Genomic DNA, 15,920 nt, shown 5'->3' on the forward strand with positions numbered 1-15,920 from the left:
GCTGGGCATTGCCCCAGGGGCATCAAAAAAGTCATGCCGTTGCGAGGGGAGCCGTGCCGGCCGTCGACGGAACGGTCCTGGACGGCAGGGAGATGATCGAGACATTGACGCCAATGGCGGCGCGCGCAATGTCGAGAAGATGCTGATGATGGGTGAAGAAAAGAACCTGGGTCCTTTTTGCCAACTGAGCCAGAACCTTGATTCCGGCGCTCGCCCGTTCGTCGTCGAAATTGATAAATAGGTCGTCGGCGATGAAAGGCAATGATGGTGCATGCTCCAGGAAGTCCTCTACGGCGGCCACGCGCAATGCGAGGTAGAGCTGGTCGGCACTGCCAGTGCTCATGCCTGAAACCGTCACCCTTGTTTCCGTCCTGTCGGCGCCGGCAAGCTGCGCTTTGTCGCTGTCATCAAAGTCGAGCTGCAAATCAACGAAGGAGCCGCCGGTTAGAATCGCGAATAACTCTCCTGCACGCTTGAGAAGCGGGGCTTGTTTCTCGCGACGATAGCGCTCGATCGCCCATTGCAACAGAAGTTCGGCTGAACGCAGGCGCATGTACTCTTCAGCTATGGCTTTCATTTCTGCAAGTGCTGCCTGCCTATCGGCGGCAGCGCGTGCCGCGCGGTCATCACCGCCAACAGCTTCAAAGGCACGCCGCGCAACCGATCGGGTTTCAGTCGCTTCCAACTGACGGTTACGGAGGTCGGCCAGCTCCCGATTGACCGTCTCTTCACGCGCCGTGACTTGGTCGATATCGGCGCCTTTGCATTCGGCGGCCAATTCGGACAGGGACAAACCATCACCGTCCTGAGAAAGGGTCGTCGCAACGATTTGCATCTCGGAACGGAGCGTGCGGGATTCATCGGAGCGATGGATTGCGATGCGAAGTTCTTCCGTGGAGGTGACGCCGGCAAGTGCCTGCAAGCGCGCGATGGCTTCCTTCGATTCCCTTCGCGCTTGCTCGCATTCATCAGCCTTTTTCTGTTCAGCCGTAATCCGTGCATCTATTTGAGCGGCGGTTTCCTGCGCCTGTGTGGCCTCCTTCAGGAGGCGTTCGAGTTCCAGTGCCGCGCTATCGGCGTTATTTTCGGCGAGTTGCGGATAAATCGCCGCTACGATTTCCGATGCTTCTTTTTCGAAGCGCGCAATGTCACGTTCAATCTTCTCGATACGTTCACGCTTGAGTTTGGCGATATGGCCAGCCATGTCGCGCATCCTTTCGATGACATCGATCTGGGTCTCAAGCGTTTCAACGGTCGCTTTAGCGTCCAAGCCAAGCGCGGCGATGGCCTCCGACCATTGCTCCCTCCAACCGGAAAGAGACTGCTCGGATTCCTGGAGGCCTTTGCGCTTGCGCGCTGCATCCGAGGTGGCCTTCTTAAGCGCGTCTTCCAATTTTCGCCGGGCGTCGGCTTTGGCAATGTGCTGCCGCTGGATATCGGCTGCCAGCTCGACAACGACACGCAGCGGCTTTTCCGAGAGTGTTTTGGGTTCTATCTCGAACGGGGACAGCTCGTCCATTAGCAAGGCCTTCACGCGGGATTCTTCGTCGCGCAGAAATGCGGTCTCTCTCTCCGCGATCGCTTTCGACTCCAGGGCCTGGAGAATTTGCTCACGGATATCGAGCCAGGCAAGCATGTCGTCCGCCGCAAGGGGCTCGAGAGGAATGTCCCTCCAGAGCGCGAGCCACTGGGCGGTAAGCGCCTCCTCGTCGCCGCAATAGCCGTGCTCCTGGCCGCGCAGTTCCTCTAGCTGTTCTTCCTGATCTGCAATTTGCCGCGCAATCTCCGCAAGACGAGCCGTCGCTTCAGCTTTTTCATAGCGCTGATCCGCAACTTGGTCGGCGTTGCACGTTGCCAGCTCGTAGGCATCGGCTACGGAGCCGCTTGCGTCGAAAGCCTCGATCTCGCTCTCGGGCACAGAGATGTTTTCGATGTATTTGCGACGAATGATCGACCAACCGGCGTCGCGCCGCTGCCTGAGGCGGGTCAACTCATCCAGCGGCACTGCATGTTCGGTGTCGGTTACACGCTCGAACGCCTCTTGGCTACGTTTGAGAGCTAGTTCGGCATGGCGGATTTGATCCCGGCAGTCTTGCAGGCGCTGCGCCGTCTCACGGCCACGGTCGCGATGGCGCTCGACGGCCTCCTTTTGCGGGACGGGCAATGATCCGAGTTCGACGCCGGCGCCCAAGGACGGCCTCATGCCCTTATAAAGCTTTCGAATTGCATGCTCTGCGTCCGCCGCCTCCTTTTCGGCTGCGGCGACTCTCGCCGGTATGTCGCCGGCCTCCCGCGCCACAGTGATGGCGGCTGCCAGGCTGGAGAGGTCGGCCGCCTCGCCTTCATCCCCGATCTCTTGCGCCAGCGCGGAAACCAGCTCGTCGGCGTCTTCCGATGCCGCACGGGCATTCGCTTCAGACGCTACGAGTTCACCGTGGCGTTTTGAGAGGGCGCGGGCATGGACTAGCTCGGGGCGCGGCGGGATACGATCTGCAATGTCACCGCTGTTCTCCGCCTGCCAGGCGAGCTCGGCGGCAAGCCTCTGGAGATCCGATTCCGCAGCGGCGAGTTCGGCGCGACGCTTTGGAAGATCCGCCTTTTCAGCCCGGACTTGTATGCGGTGCTCGTTCAACGTGCGAATGTCGTCGCCCCGCGCGAGAAGCCCTTCATCATAACTTAGGGCCGATCCTTCCGCGCGAAGCCCCTCAATTTGCTCTGTCAAGGTTGTGAGTCGAATCTCGGCTTGCGTGTCGGCGCTTAACGCATCTTGCAGCTGCTGCGAAGCGTCTTCCGGCAGCGGGACAACAGCTCCCATATCGGCAATGCGGCTACCGGCATCGACGTGTCTTTGCACGTTCCGATAAACCCGCCGAATTCGGGCCAGCTTGCGTCCTTCTGTTGCCCTCGTCTCGATATCCGCTTCCAGCGCCGCGCACGCTTCCTTCGCCTGATCCAATGCCGTGCGCAATTCATGCCAGCGTGCGGCGAGGACGGTGTGTTCACGCATCCCTTTCTCAGCCTCGTCCAGCCTGTCCTCGGCCTGAAAGTATTTTCGATGCGACGCCCTGCGCTTTGCCCACAGAGCATCCGCGTCGGCATGCAGCTTTCTAAGATGCTCGCGAAGACCGGTAATGCCCGCTCCTGCGGAAAAAAGAATCTGTCCTACATCATCCTGCGCTTCGAGGATTTCCCGGCCTCCCTGGCGGAACCGGGCATGATCGAGACAAAACATGCGGGCATAAAACGCGCGTTCCGCGCCGTTGAGGAAAGGCGTAAGCGCCGCCTCACTCGCAGGCAAAGGCGTGCCGGATTTGTCAAGCAGCGTATCCTTATTTCCCTTGCGCCGGACGAATTCGAGCGCATTGCCGCTTCCTTCAAGGTCGGCACCAATGCGCATGTTGCCGTAACCATGCAGGAACCCGTGCGGGCTATTGGCGGGTACGCCAAACAGCAGATCTTCAATCCCGGAAAGGGCCGTGGATTTGCCTGCCTCATTGACACCGTAGATGAAATGGATGTCGGGTTCGGCTTTGGGCAGATCGAAGCCTTCGTCGCTGAAGTGCCCGTAGGCAATAAGGTCGAGGCGACGAATACGCATGGCCTATGCTCCTTCCGCAGCAAGGCGCGCCTTGAGATAACGTGACGCTTCGCTGACAAGCGCGGGGTATTCGCCATTCAGGGCTGCCGAAAGCTCTCCGCTATCGGTATCCGCGCGAATGTCATGGGGAAGCTTTCGTACAAGCTCGCCGAGTTCCGCTTCCAGTTGCGCGAGAAATGCCGGGTCGTTTGAGGCTTCACCAAGAATTGCGGCGAAATCGTCAGGTGCATTGGCGGCATCGTTCGCGGGAGCACCGACTTCTGGCTCCGTGCTGATGACGACTCGTTCGATCCAGGCAGCTTCGTCGCCAAGGGCGAGTGCGGCCGCTCGCGCTTCAACATCAAGCTGTGCATGTGACGAAAGTAGCTGGTCGTGCAGGGCGGTGCGGCCGGTCAGTTCGATGCGGCAGGCGATGAGCCTTCCCCCCGCGTTGCCGGCACTCTCTTCGATGGCTCGCGCCAGCCTGTCTATGACCTCGCTAAAGCTGTTGATCTCATCAACAGGAACGGGAACGTGGACCCAGCGGACAACGTCCGCCTCGACGGGTGCGATATCGACAACTTGCCCGTCCTCAACCGTGACTACTGAGGCGCTCTTGGCGCCGGTCTCACGCATGTGGCGCCCCTGTAGGTTGCCGCAAAAGACAACATACGGATCCTGGTGCAGCACCGTGCCCTGGTGCACGTGCGCCAATGCCCAGTAGTCGTAACCTTTGTTGACCAGATCATCGAGGCTGCATGGCGCGTAGTTCGCATGGCCCGGCATGCCGCCGAGGCCGGTGTGAAGGACGCCGATATTGAAGGCGCCCTCGATCGGGGCCGGGTAAGCCAGAACAAGGTTGTCGGTGATGTCACGTTGCCGGAAGCTCTGGCCGTGTAGCGCGACGCGCAGATCCTCAATTTCGAAAGTCTCAGGCTTTCTGGATGAGAACGCGCGAACATTCTCGGGCAGCGTCAGGCGCTTCGTAATCTGACTTTCGGCGTCGTGGTTTCCATAGAGAAGAAAAACGGGAATGCCGGCTTTCGCCAGGCGGCCCATCTGCGCGACGAAGAACAAGCCCGTCTGATAGTCGCGCCAATCGCCGTCATAGAGATCGCCGGCAATGATGAAGAAGTTGACCGCTTCTTCGATGGCGTAATCAACCAGGTTGGCAAAGGCGGTTCGGGTCGCCGTCCGGATGCGATCCGCAGCCGCTCCTTGCTGGCCGGCCAGGCCTCTCAGAGGGCTATCGAGATGGATGTCGCCCGTATGAATGAAACGAAACATCATGGCGCCCCCGTGCCCTGCTGGAATTCCTCATGATTTTGCGCATTCGGACCAGCCGCGCCCGTTTGAAAAGCGGTAGAACTGGCTGTCCGCGCGTTAGGGTAGCATTCTAGCGAACGAAATGGGAACATCAAAATCCCTCCACGGTGGTTTCGGTGCCGATTGCCTGGGCCGCGCCCTGGTCGAGCTGAACCGGAAGGTGCCCGTGCGCGTAAGGCACAAACCCTATGCGGGCGGCGTCCAGGTCTCCGAGGCTTGCGATCGAGCCGGCCACGAGTTCGAGCCCTTCGGCGCCGTGGAGCCGGCGTAGTGGCTCCGATAGTCCCATAGCGGCAGCGATGAGGCCGACGAACGGCACCCCCACTGTGCGCGATGCAAGCTGTGTGAGGCCGCAAGCGTCCAGACCGGTTTTCCGAAGCGCAACGTAAGCCGGCAGGGATGTCAGATCTGGCTGTTGCGATCGACTGTGCTTCGACCAGACTTGATCAGGGCGCCTCGATGCAGGGAAACTGTGCATCGAGAAATTCCGAAAGCCGTCAGGCCCGGCCCCGAGACCAACTTCGACGACAAGCTCGAAACCAGCCTTGTCGAGATCGGCGCGCGCGAGCGCATTATCTACGCCGCACAGTGCGACGCCGGGTTCGTGCGGTGCCCGCCTCGTCCATTCTCCAAAGCGCCGCTCTTCAAAGTCTGTGCGGAAACCGACACGCTCCAACCACTCTCCGACTGCGCGCGTCTTCTTGCGGCCGACAAGATCGAGTGAAGAGAGCAACGAGGTGCTGTCATTGGACTCGGCAATGCGGTCGAAATCCTGCAACATCAGCTCGACCGCGCTGCGGTCACGGTATGGCAGGCAGACCAGAAGCCACGCGAATGCCTGGCCGAGATTGCCGAGCCCGATCAGCCACAGGCGGGAAGGCAGATAAGCCAACATAGGCTCGGTAGCGTCATCGGCGATCCAGTCCGCGTCGGGCTGCCACAGCGATACGCCCGCGCTGCGCCGTCCGGCCATCGCGTGGTTGCCAGAGTACCAGGCGAACAATTCAGCCGCGCATGCACCCGCCGCAACCGCCGCCGTAAGCGGATTGACGGTATCTTCGGCAAGGCGTCTTTCGGCGCGAGCGGGAACGACGCCACCTCGCCATCCTTGCCACGTCAGTTGCCAGCACGGCTGCGTCGTCCCTTCTGTCACACATGTTCCGATGAGAGCGGCCGGCATCGTTGTCCGGCCCTGTTCGACAAGACGGCCCCCAACTTTCGACGGCCGCCGCCAGATCGGCATCGGCCGTCAGCGGCAGAAGCAGTGGCATGTTGCGCATGCCGACCACCTCGACCCCGCCTAAAAAGGTGCGGCGCGCGAGATTGATGAGCGTGAGAAGAGCGATCTGGTGCGGGGTGGACTCCGCGAGTTCTGGACCGACATGGACCGTGAGTCCAAAACCGTGAAGCAGGTCCATGGCCTCGTCAACGGTTTCGGCCTGGCCGTTATCCATGAAATACTTGGCCGTGCGATGCAGCCGCGTGTGATCGATTGGGACGCTCATGGTCAGCTCCAAAACCCCCGGTAAAGTGTGCGACGGGCGGTGGAATGCCCTTTGTCCAGCCAGCGGTGGCCGCCTTGGTACTCATAGATGCCAAGCCTCTCGTCGTCGATCGGCGCGGTGGCGAACTCCGGCACGATGATGGCGATGTGGCCGGCGCGGGCGATCATCGGATTCGTTCGGTCCGCTTCGCTCTGGAATGCCGGCCCGGGATGCGTGTGGATGTCGGCCACGACCATCTGCTTCCGAGTACGGCACAGCGCCCAGAGCTTGGAAAAAGCATCGGCCTTGAGAATGCAGACCCCGCTCGCATAGGCCTGCGGAGCAAGATCGTCATAGAAGACGACATCCACCGCCTCGCGCCGTCCGGCGCGTTCAAGACCAAGAAGGAAGGCGCCCGCCTCGTGGCGCCGCCCGCCGCGCCGATGCAGTTCGGCCAAGACGCGGTGCCACAGCGACGGAGGGCAACTGAGCCGGTGATCAGGCGCCACGAAGGCCCGCATAATCCCTTTGATTGAGGAGATCATGAATTTGCTCCAGGTAGCAGATGATGCCGCGCGTGGGCTGCCACAGGCGGTTCGGGTGTTCGTGCTGCCAGTTCTGATGCCCCTCAATCGACATGCGATCGCATGGCAGATAGAGGCATTGTCCGCCCTTCCATTCAGCCTGAAGACGGACGGCACGATGGAACGGCCTGTCGGCCATCGCGGCGCTGGCAGCGGCTTGTCGGCCGCAAGATCCCAAGGCTGGGCCGTCACCGGGGCCTGGCGGTATCCGCTGCACTCGAAACGAAACCCGTATTCGTCGGGGGCATTGGGGCGCACGGCAGCGGAGACGGTGATGAGGACATGCGGCCAGTTCGTCGCGATATGACGCCACTTGCCCCCGATCTGGCCGCACCGGAATTCCGGGGCGGCCAGATCCGCTTCGAGAAGCATGCGATCTGGCGGAACGAGGTTCCCCATCGTCAGCCCTCGACGCGCTTCTCGGGGACGAGATCGAAGCAGACCTCACAGTTCCGGCCATCCGTCAGCTCGGCCAGCGCGGTGTCGGTCGGCGGCTGCTTCGTCGAGCCGCAGAGCTGAAGGACGTGCTCACCGGCATCCGTGTGGTTCAGCTTCAGCTCGTGTACGGCCCATTGCTTGACCGCGCGCACCTTCGCGCCGGGCGGAAAAGCCCGGTCAATGGTCTTGTCCTGGAAATGGACCCTGACCTTGACCTTCTTGCAGTGGGTGACGTGAATGCAGGAGCCCGGCCTAAGATGTCCGACCGGCTCCTTGTGCCCGTGATGAAGCGGCTCTTCGTGCTCGTCGATGAAGAGCGCGGTTTCCTCGTCGATCTCCACACCCGCCCCCTTCAGGGCATGGCGAATGTGATCGAATGTCGCCGGGGCCTCGATCTCGACCTCGGCGATGCCAGGCTTGTCCTGGACTTGAACAAAGGCAGCAATCTTGCTCATCGCATTTCCCCTTATCGGTGACCCGCCAATCCGGGCCTTAAGGAGTTAGCGATGGCAGGGCGAAAAATCCGGAAGTCGCCTTACGAGACGCCCTGGACGTAGTCGCAGATGAAGTAGCATTGGCAGCTCGGGCAGCGTCGGGCATCCTTCGGGGCCGGCGCGAATTGGCCGGCCTCAATATCGGCGATGGCTTGGCGGTACTCGGCGAGCAGCTTGTCGTCCTTGCGCGACAGGACCGGTACCGTTTCGCGGGTCGCCAAGTAAAAGGTTTCGATCACCACCGTTCGGACTGGATATCTCGTGCGTGCGCCTTCCCGGAGAAGGGCGTAAACCCGGTTTTCCGGCTCTGATTTTGTCTTACGCCCGGTGCGTATCCTTTGCACATGCACCGTTCCGTCGGCGGCAACAATGACCCGATCGGGCGTCACTGTAACCAGTTTGCCGTCCAGCAAGATCTCCCATTCGCCACGATCGTAGGTGCCGGTCTCGGCGGCGATCACATCCACCATTGTCGCGATCATGGCGTCAGCCGAGGATCGGTAATAGGCCTCGAAGCCATGACCAACAGGCCCGGCCTCCGCCCAGTCGCGAGCCAGCTCGGCTTGCGCTTCGTCAAGCGTGGCCGGTTGGCCTGCACTCCGTTGGGCCTCGATCCAACCTATGGTCCGGTACACGCAGCGATGAAAGCGAATATAGGGGGCGTCGTCGGTTGCCCCCCGGAGGCCATCGAGCCTTTCATACTGATACCGCGCCGGACATTGGAGGTAGAGGCTTAGTTCCCGCTCTTCATAGCGATCACGGATTGTTGGTGGCGCAAATTGCCGTGCCGAGGGGGTTGCGACAGCGCTGTCCGCATGCCGTCTAGGCGGCGCGAGCGACGTAAGCGCGGAAAGAAATTTCGAGGGGGTAGAGTTGCGGCTGGTGTAGCGCTCGGCACGGCTCAGGAAGAGAAAGTCGCGCGCCCGGGACAACCCAACGAAGAACAGGCATTCCTCCTCGGCCTCGTGGCCTTCCGGGCGGATCGCCAGATGCGCGAGGCTCGGCGGTGGCGGACACCTTATTCCTTGACGGTTGGCCGGCATATAGGTTGTCGCGAGCGCTGGCAGATGCACCGCCCGAAATTCAAGACCCTTGCTGCCGTGTATCGTCATGACCCGAACGGCATCCATGCCCGACGCCTCCGATGCGACAGCGCGATAAACGCGGTCATCGTTCAAGGCCTCGATGCGCCGTATGCGCGCCAGGAACTGCCTGCGTGTCGAATGACCTGCTGCCACCATCTCACCGCACACTTTCAGCAATTGATAGATGGCGACCAGTTGCTGTTGCGCCTTCGGATCGTTCGCCTCAAGCAGCGGCGCAAGGTAACTGCTGCGCTCAAAGAGCCAGGTTGTGAGAAGCGTCCACGGCGTTGTCGCCGGCCCGAAGTCCTGAAGCTCTGCGCCGAGACGGGCGAGGCCCGCTCGGCCTCCCTGCGAGATATCCGCAATCTCGTCGATACGGCCAAGTGCCTCGATGACGGAAACGCGATTTTCTTTGGCCCACGCGATAACCGAGAGCGCATCGCCGCGCGTGGCGTCGTAGTCGGGCAGTTGCGCTACACGAGCAAGCCCGATGCCGCCTGGCTCCGCGTCGATGGAGACGAGCGAGAGCAAATCCCGGATCTCCGGCCGTTCGAAAAGATCGCCCAGATAGAGCAGCGGGACACCTAATTTTTCCAGGTGCCCCGTGATACGGGCGAGGGTCAGATGGCTGCGGGCGAGGATGACCTGCTCGCCGTAGGAAATTCCGTCCGCGCGCGCTTGCTCGATATGGGCGCGGATTCCCGCCGCCTCGGCCGCAAGAGATGGACCGACGATATGACCCAGCGCGCCAACCTCGCCACGACTGGCAGTCCATGAACCGCCCGACGAGGAACGCATGTTGGCGGCAAAACTTTGGAAGGCGCGGACGACGGCGGCGCCCGACCGGTAGTTGATCTTGAGCGAGCGCTTTTCGCCGGAGAACTCCGCCTCAAAGCGCGCAACATTGGATGGCTCGGCTCCGCGGAAACGATAGATGGACTGACGCTGATCCGCGACCACCCACACGTCGGCTCCCGGCCGTGCCAAAGCGCGGAGAAGCCGCGCGCTCGCCAAGTTCACATCCTGGTACTCGTCCACAAGGATATGTTCGAAGCGTTGTTGGTATTCCGCGCGGATGTCGTCGTTCTGTTCGAGGACTAAGGTCGCAAGCAGCACGAGATCGCCAAAGTCGACCGCGTCGGCCTCGTGCAGCAGCTCTTCATAGATTTCATAGATCGCCGCCAGCTCAAGCGCCTTGCCAGCGCCCTCGCGCTGCTCCTCCGTTGTCGCCACCGCAAGCGCGGCCTCGGCCTCGGCGCGGTAGGCGCCGGGCTTATCAGCTCGTCCTTGCAGCGTGATATCGCGCGCAGGACATGCACCAGCTCGAAAGACGGCTCGTAAAGATTTTGAAAGTAGCGGAGCGGCAGGCGCGTCAGGTTGTCTTCAAGCAGAGCGAGCGAACCGGCCTGATCGAGGATCCGGAGGCTCATTGTCCGGCCCACGCGATCGGCATATTTGGCGACCAGTTCCAGGCCGAAGGCATGAAACGTTCCGACCCACATTTCAATCGCGGCGTCGGTATTCATGGCCGACAGGCGTTCGCGCATCTCCTCTGCGGCCTTGTTGGAAAACGTCAGTGCGAGAATGGACGCAGGGGCCGCACCATTCTCAAGCAGATGGCGGATGCGATGGACGAGGGTTCGCGTCTTGCCGGTGCCAGGCCCGGCATCGACGAGCAACGGTCCCTGATCCCATGTCGCTGCTTCCATCTGGCTGTCATCAAGCGCGTAGGGCTGGGCTTGCGCCTCCTCCGTAGGCGCGGCGATTGGCGGCAAAAGAAGCGCACGAATGGCCTGGTTCATGACAAGGCCCGGCGGCAATCCCAGCTCTTCGGCAACTTCAGCTGGAGTCCGACCTCTACTCGTCAACTCTTCCCGGAGCCAATCGGCCGGACAAAGGAACTCGCCAGCGAACACATCCGCCTGCACTTCTTTGCGCTCACGTGGTGAATAGCCCTCGACGTGCCCTGCGCCGGAATCAATCGGATCGCCTCCTAAGGTTGAGGCGATGGCAGTGACCTCGTTGCGCGGATCGTGGTGAAGCTTGAAGTGTCCAATCTCATGGGCGACGACGACGGCTTCATCCTCGGCAGATCGGCAGCGAGCCACATAGACCATCAACGAATCCCGGTCGAGAAAGCCATGCACGCCATCGCCGACAATCGTGCCGGGGTCATAATGTTGCAGCTGGAGGTCGTCGAGCTTGAGCGCGGCGCCCACAAGGGCTGACGCCTTGCGATCGCCCTTGGCCTCCTGCAGTGCGTGCCGGTGCCAGTCGCGAGCCTTGAGCCTGATGTCCCCCCACGCATCCACTGCTTAGTCCTCGCCGAGCCAATAACGTTGTCGCTCAGGCGTCATCGAACTTGATCGGATGACCTCCTCAAACGACCGGGTCAGAATGGTTGGCGCTTTGTCAGCCTTGGCATGCCCGAGCCGTGGTGCCGCGACGAGTTGCGTGACGGCGGCGCTTACATATGCCGGTGTGACATCAAGAACTTTAGTAAGAGCATCCATCAGTCTATGGCCTATCGGCAATCGCATGCGGCCCGCCCCCAATTCGGAAAGGACCATTCGATCTATGTCTATCTGGCGGGCAAGCTGCGGGACCGTGATGTCCTTCGCGCGCAGCATCCCCTGCCAGTTGGGCTGCGCGGCAGCCTTTTTGGTTTCGGCCGCGTCCTCGTCCCCTTCCTGCCGCGCATTATAGATTGCGTTGAGCACACGGCTGCGCCCGCGCGCAATCATGGTTTCGTCCGGCTCCAGTTCCGAGCGATCCTCCGCGCCGGGCGCGCGGTCAAGGCGGATGGCTGCATGCGCGCGGATGTCATCCGCGAACTGAGGGTAGCGCTCCGCCCATTCTATGATTTGTCTCGCGGTGGGGCGCTCGCATTCCTGATAGAAGGCGAACAGTACCGCGTCGCGGTCCATGTTCGTGTTACGTGCGGTCATTGGACACTCCTAGGTTCTTAAGGAGAGTCTGGACTTCTTCGATCCATGCTCTCGCGGTTTTTTCGCTGACGCCCAGCGTCTTCGAGATCGACTCCGGGCCTTTGTTGGAGGTGACAGGGCAGCCCTCCATGTGCAGGCGGAACGCGAGACATTTCCGGGGATCTGGAATCTTGCTTAAAAGATGTTCGACATAGGTGACCTGTTCGACGTGATCGGGAGCCTGCCTGTCTGGCGGCTCGACCGTTTCTCCATCTTCGTTGGTCTTGTAATGCGTGTAGCGTTTACGCTCGCGCATCTCGGCGCGGATGGAGTCATCCCCGCGGAATCCGACCCACGCCCGGAACGCAACCCTCAAACCTTTGCCGTTGGGGGAGTTCGGTTTGAGAATGGCAACGATCAACTGTTCATGCGCACGTTCGATGATGTCCCTACCGCCATTGTGGTGCTGCGTGCTCACCCTCCGGCGCAAGGTCCGCAGAATCTTGTCCGAGATGTATCCCATCAGGGCGTTGAGAAGCTGCTGATCGCCGTTGGGACCGATGCGCTGTATGGCAGCGACGATCTCTTCCGGCGGGATGCGGCGGAGGCCGTCTTCGGCCGCTATCTGCCGCCATGCATCCAGGTCGGTATCGGAGGGCGGCTCCTCAATCTTTTTGGTCGTGGTATTCATTAATTGCCCTCACGTGGATGAATGCGTTTCCTTGGCGGGTAGCGATCGCAGCCCGAAAAATCCGGAAGCAGCCGGTAGTAATTTTCTTGAGGCCGGCCGGTCAGCCTACCAGCGGCTGGTGCAAAGTCCGACGCTGCTACCATAAATATGGGCTTTCAATACGCAAGCGCGTATATTTTGTGGTAATACGCGATCACGTATAGCTCAGAAAAATACGCAAACGCGTATATAGACGATTAATACGCGATCGCGTATATTGCCTCTATGAACATGATAGTCCGAACCGCCAAGCAGCTCGGGGCCACGCTGCGGCGCTACCGCCGCCAAAAGGGCCTCACCCAACTAAGCCTGGGCAAGCTGATGCATGCCCGCCAGGCGACCGTCTCAAAACTAGAGAGCGGCGAGCGGGGCACCCAGCTTGGCGTCCTGATTGATGCCTTGACGGCACTCGACCTTGAACTTGTGGTCAGACCACGCAGCCGGGCTGCCGAAGATATCGAAGAGCTGTTCTGATGGCTCGCGCTCCTCGCCGACCCCCGCTCAACGTGTACCTGAACGGCCGGCTTGTCGGCCGTCTTCGCCGTGAAAGCAGCGGAGCCATCGATTTCATATATGACCCAAGCTGGCTCGGCTGGGAAAATGCGATTCCGGTCTCGCACTCGCTCCCTCCGCGCGAAGATAGATATGTCGGTGATCCAGTCGTCGCTGTTTTCGACAATCTACTACCCGACAATGATGATATTCGGCGGCGGCTCGCCGAACGAGCCCATGCGGACGGTTTCGACGCCTACAGCCTTCTGGCCGCAGTCGGACGCGATTGCGTCGGCGCGCTCCAGTTCGTGCCTGACGGCATGGACGCCGGCAAAGCCGGAGAGGTGAATGCGCGCGCTGTCACTGATCAGGAAATTGCTGAACGCATCGGCGATTTGACACGCAACCCGCTGGGCATCGGTGACGACGATCGCGAATTCCGGATTTCAATTGCGGGAGCGCAGGAAAAGACGGCGCTACTCTACTGGAAAGACAAATGGCACGTGCCGCACGGCACGACGGCCACGACGCACATTCTGAAACCTCAGATCGGCCACCTTCCCGACGGCGTCGACCTGTCAAACAGCGTCGAGAACGAGCATCTTTGTTTGGAACTGGTCAGAGCCCTCGGCCTCCCTGCCGCGAAATCCAAGATCAGGGATTTCGAAGGCAAGCGCGCACTCGTGATTGAGCGCTTCGACCGTATCTGGACCAAAGACGGTCGACTTCTACGGGTTCCCCAAGAGGATTGCTGCCAGGCTCTTTCCGTGCCCCCGACCCGCAAATACGAGTCAGACGGCGGCCCTGGCGTTTGCGATCTGGTTGAACTCCTGAAGGGGAGCGATGCGCCGGAGGAGGATCAGAAAACCGTGTTCAAAGCGCAGGTCATATTCTGGCTACTTGGCGCGACCGATGGACATGCTAAGAACTTCAGTCTTCGTCTTGCGTCCGGTGGCCGGTTCCGCCTGACGCCCATTTACGATGTCGTATCGGCCCAACCAAGCGTCGACGCCAACCAGATCCGTCTCAACCAAATGAAGATGGCGATGGCAATCGGAAAAAACCGGCACTACATCGTGCATACGATCATAGGGCGCCATTTCGTCGAAACCGGCGACAAGTGCGGTCTGTCTGCAAGGCTCGTCAGCGATGCCATCCAGGAGATCTGCGACACGGGAAAGGCGAGAATCGACGCTGTCATTGCCGGTCTTCCGGCTGATTTTCCAGGCCATGTCGCACAATCTATTAGCAACGGCGCCAAGCACCGCATCGATCTTTTGGCTACCCCAAATATCGCCAAGGTGGACGTTGTCTGACGTCAGGCTTCTGAGCTGGAAAGAGGCCTCAAATCGGCATGCAGTGGTAGCCATCTGCCTGTTCGCCTCACAACAAGGTGCAACAGCGTCAGTAGCGTCGCGTCACGAGTGCCGCATCCCCTCCTTTGTAGCTACCATATAGCTACCACTTTCTCGGGAACCGCCATAGACGGCCCGTATCTGGCTCATTGCGTCACAAGACTGCTCACTATTTTTTTAGGGAAGACCGGGCGATCCACTGACATTTGCAGACCCGTTAAGTTGCTGATTCTAATCGTAAATATTTTTACGCTGTTTCCTAATCTGAGGGTCGCAGGTTCGAATCCTGCCGGGGTCACCAATCAAATCAGGAGCTTACCCATCGGGACGTGTTGCCGGCGATATTCCGTAGCTACCGCATAGCTACCACGTGGCAATGCCGCTTAGGCCGCAGGACGACCTGCATCCAATGTCCGCTCTGAGTCCAAAGCTGAGATTCTCAGATGCCACCGCCCGCGTCTGCTTTTGACCCAAAGCGGACGTAGGGACGGATAAGCTCGTCGGCTAAGCCACGTTGACCAACGTCTCTTACCTTCGCCACTGCAGAATGGCGTGGGCCTTTTTTCTGCTATCCTCAGACCGCGCGGTGGAACCCAATTGAGGCGGCTTCGCGTATCGGATGACAAGCTAGACGCACAGGCCTCACCCCACGACCCTACCCAGAGCCACATCGTGCCGGACGACAGGGCCATTGACGCAAAGGGATGCGTCTCGGCGGCGGCTCAGGCGCTGAGGTGCGCGAGGATCAAAGGACAATGATTTTCTTCCATTCGAGCCCAACGCTCGAGTCAGCCGGCGACGTCGTTCGGCCAGGGAACTGGGGCCGCATCGTTAGGAAGAAGGGTAAGACACATCCTTATTGGGAAGCCGAACCGGTCTTCGAACGCATCCGTCAAGATCGATATGGTCATCTGCCGAGTAGGCTCAACTCTGCTTACGGGTGCCCCACGCAAGCCCAACTAGAGTTCTTTGTGCGTGTTGGCCTCAGGAACGATGCCCGCGCCTACTATCTCTACGCAGTCGAAAAGCTCGAGCCAGATGCCCCCCAACACATCGCCGACTACAGCCTCATGACGATAAACGCCCCTGGCGAAACCCTCGAGGGGCAGGCTGAGCGCTATTGGAGGGCGAGTTTAGGTACAGGATTGCTGATAGCCCCGGAATGATATGCGAGGAAATTTTTACTTCGTCGCCCTTGGTCATACTGGAGCAGATCGGTTTTATCGGCCCAAAGCAGAAAGGACGGCGGCGGTAGCCCGGTTCTCTATTGCGGTCACCCCCCAGGCCATTCCATTTGGCGAATGAGACGCGGAGCGGGTGTACGTGTTACTGAAGTGAGTCTATCGGTAACGGGGTCGTCTCGGCGATAGCCGCACGATTGTTCTGCGGCAGTCCAAACTCTCAGATTAAAGAATGGGGGTCGTTTTG

12 protein-coding genes and 1 pseudogene are annotated in these 15,920 nt (G+C 60.3%); 2 read left to right on the forward strand and 11 right to left on the reverse strand.

Annotated features, from left to right (window positions below):
• Positions 1-31 precede the first annotated feature (31 nt).
• The 11 genes and pseudogenes from AUC68_RS08955 to AUC68_RS09000 form a co-directional block, all read right to left on the reverse strand.
• Positions 32-3,598, reverse strand: a complete 3,567-nt coding sequence (locus AUC68_RS08955; RefSeq protein WP_069437301.1) for an ATP-binding protein — start codon at positions 3,596-3,598, stop codon at positions 32-34.
• Positions 3,599-3,601: 3 nt separating this feature from the next.
• A complete protein-coding gene (locus AUC68_RS08960; RefSeq protein ID WP_069437302.1) occupies positions 3,602-4,867 on the reverse strand; it encodes a metallophosphoesterase family protein in 1,266 nt (421 codons plus the stop codon).
• Positions 4,868-4,994: 127 nt separating this feature from the next.
• Positions 4,995-5,906, reverse strand: a complete 912-nt coding sequence (locus AUC68_RS08965; RefSeq protein WP_069437303.1) for a ubiquitin-activating E1 family protein — start codon at positions 5,904-5,906, stop codon at positions 4,995-4,997.
• Position 5,907: 1 nt separating this feature from the next.
• Entirely contained in the window at positions 5,908-6,408 is a 501-nt protein-coding gene (locus tag AUC68_RS08970) for a hypothetical protein (protein WP_141701176.1), read from the reverse strand.
• 2 nt (positions 6,409-6,410) lie between these two features.
• Positions 6,411-6,845 (reverse strand): hypothetical protein, encoded by a 435-nt coding sequence (locus AUC68_RS18705; protein WP_425283222.1) that lies wholly within the window; start codon positions 6,843-6,845, stop codon positions 6,411-6,413.
• A 40-nt stretch (positions 6,846-6,885) separates the two neighbouring features.
• Positions 6,886-7,370: pseudogene (locus AUC68_RS18710) on the reverse strand (DUF7665 family protein).
• A 2-nt stretch (positions 7,371-7,372) separates the two neighbouring features.
• Complete coding sequence (locus AUC68_RS08980; protein ID WP_069437305.1) at positions 7,373-7,864, reverse strand: hypothetical protein; 492 nt, start codon at positions 7,862-7,864, stop codon at positions 7,373-7,375.
• 80 nt (positions 7,865-7,944) lie between these two features.
• Positions 7,945-10,104 (reverse strand): ATP-dependent DNA helicase, encoded by a 2,160-nt coding sequence (locus AUC68_RS17770; RefSeq protein WP_425283223.1) that lies wholly within the window; start codon positions 10,102-10,104, stop codon positions 7,945-7,947.
• Positions 10,086-11,207: a UvrD-helicase domain-containing protein gene (locus tag AUC68_RS15910; RefSeq protein WP_141701177.1), complete on the reverse strand. Its 1,122-nt coding sequence runs from the start codon at positions 11,205-11,207 to the stop codon at positions 10,086-10,088. The genes AUC68_RS17770 and AUC68_RS15910 overlap by 19 nt, the downstream gene beginning before the upstream one ends.
• Before the next feature lie 96 nt (positions 11,208-11,303).
• Positions 11,304-11,936 carry a helix-turn-helix domain-containing protein gene (locus AUC68_RS08995; protein WP_141701178.1) on the reverse strand — a complete coding sequence of 211 codons (633 nt, stop codon included), beginning with the start codon at positions 11,934-11,936 and terminating at the stop codon, positions 11,304-11,306.
• The gene (locus AUC68_RS09000) at positions 11,923-12,606 is read right to left on the reverse strand and encodes an RNA polymerase sigma factor (RefSeq protein ID WP_069437309.1); all 684 of its coding nucleotides are present in this window, start codon (positions 12,604-12,606) and stop codon (positions 11,923-11,925) included. The genes AUC68_RS08995 and AUC68_RS09000 overlap by 14 nt, the downstream gene beginning before the upstream one ends.
• A gap of 264 nt (positions 12,607-12,870) precedes the next feature.
• On the opposite strand from AUC68_RS09000, the gene AUC68_RS09005 reads away from it, so the two are divergent.
• Both AUC68_RS09005 and AUC68_RS09010 read left to right on the forward strand, forming a co-directional pair.
• Positions 12,871-13,119: a helix-turn-helix domain-containing protein gene (locus AUC68_RS09005; RefSeq protein ID WP_069437310.1), complete on the forward strand. Its 249-nt coding sequence runs from the start codon at positions 12,871-12,873 to the stop codon at positions 13,117-13,119.
• On the forward strand, positions 13,119-14,453 hold the full coding sequence (locus AUC68_RS09010; RefSeq protein ID WP_069437311.1) for a type II toxin-antitoxin system HipA family toxin: 1,335 nt from the start codon (positions 13,119-13,121) through the stop codon (positions 14,451-14,453). Before AUC68_RS09005 ends, AUC68_RS09010 begins: the two co-directional genes overlap by 1 nt.
• Positions 14,454-15,920 lie beyond the last annotated feature (1,467 nt).

It is taken from the genome of Methyloceanibacter methanicus (assembly GCF_001723285.1).
GTDB classification, from domain to species: domain Bacteria; phylum Pseudomonadota; class Alphaproteobacteria; order Rhizobiales; family Methyloligellaceae; genus Methyloceanibacter; species Methyloceanibacter methanicus.

What these genes read in the sequence shown, in the direction of transcription:
- AUC68_RS08960 (WP_069437302.1), bottom strand. Translation starts at nt 4,867, where the DNA reads ATGATGTTTCGTTTCATTCATACGGGCGACATCCATCTCGATAGCCCT.
- AUC68_RS09005 (WP_069437310.1), top strand. Translation starts at nt 12,871, where the DNA reads ATGAACATGATAGTCCGAACCGCCAAGCAGCTCGGGGCCACGCTGCGG.
- AUC68_RS08955 (WP_069437301.1), bottom strand. Translation starts at nt 3,598, where the DNA reads ATGCGTATTCGTCGCCTCGACCTTATTGCCTACGGGCACTTCAGCGAC.
- AUC68_RS09000 (WP_069437309.1), bottom strand. Translation starts at nt 12,606, where the DNA reads ATGAATACCACGACCAAAAAGATTGAGGAGCCGCCCTCCGATACCGAC.
- AUC68_RS08995 (WP_141701178.1), bottom strand. Translation starts at nt 11,936, where the DNA reads ATGACCGCACGTAACACGAACATGGACCGCGACGCGGTACTGTTCGCC.
- AUC68_RS08980 (WP_069437305.1), bottom strand. Translation starts at nt 7,864, where the DNA reads ATGAGCAAGATTGCTGCCTTTGTTCAAGTCCAGGACAAGCCTGGCATC.
- AUC68_RS08970 (WP_141701176.1), bottom strand. Translation starts at nt 6,408, where the DNA reads ATGAGCGTCCCAATCGATCACACGCGGCTGCATCGCACGGCCAAGTAT.
- AUC68_RS09010 (WP_069437311.1), top strand. Translation starts at nt 13,119, where the DNA reads ATGGCTCGCGCTCCTCGCCGACCCCCGCTCAACGTGTACCTGAACGGC.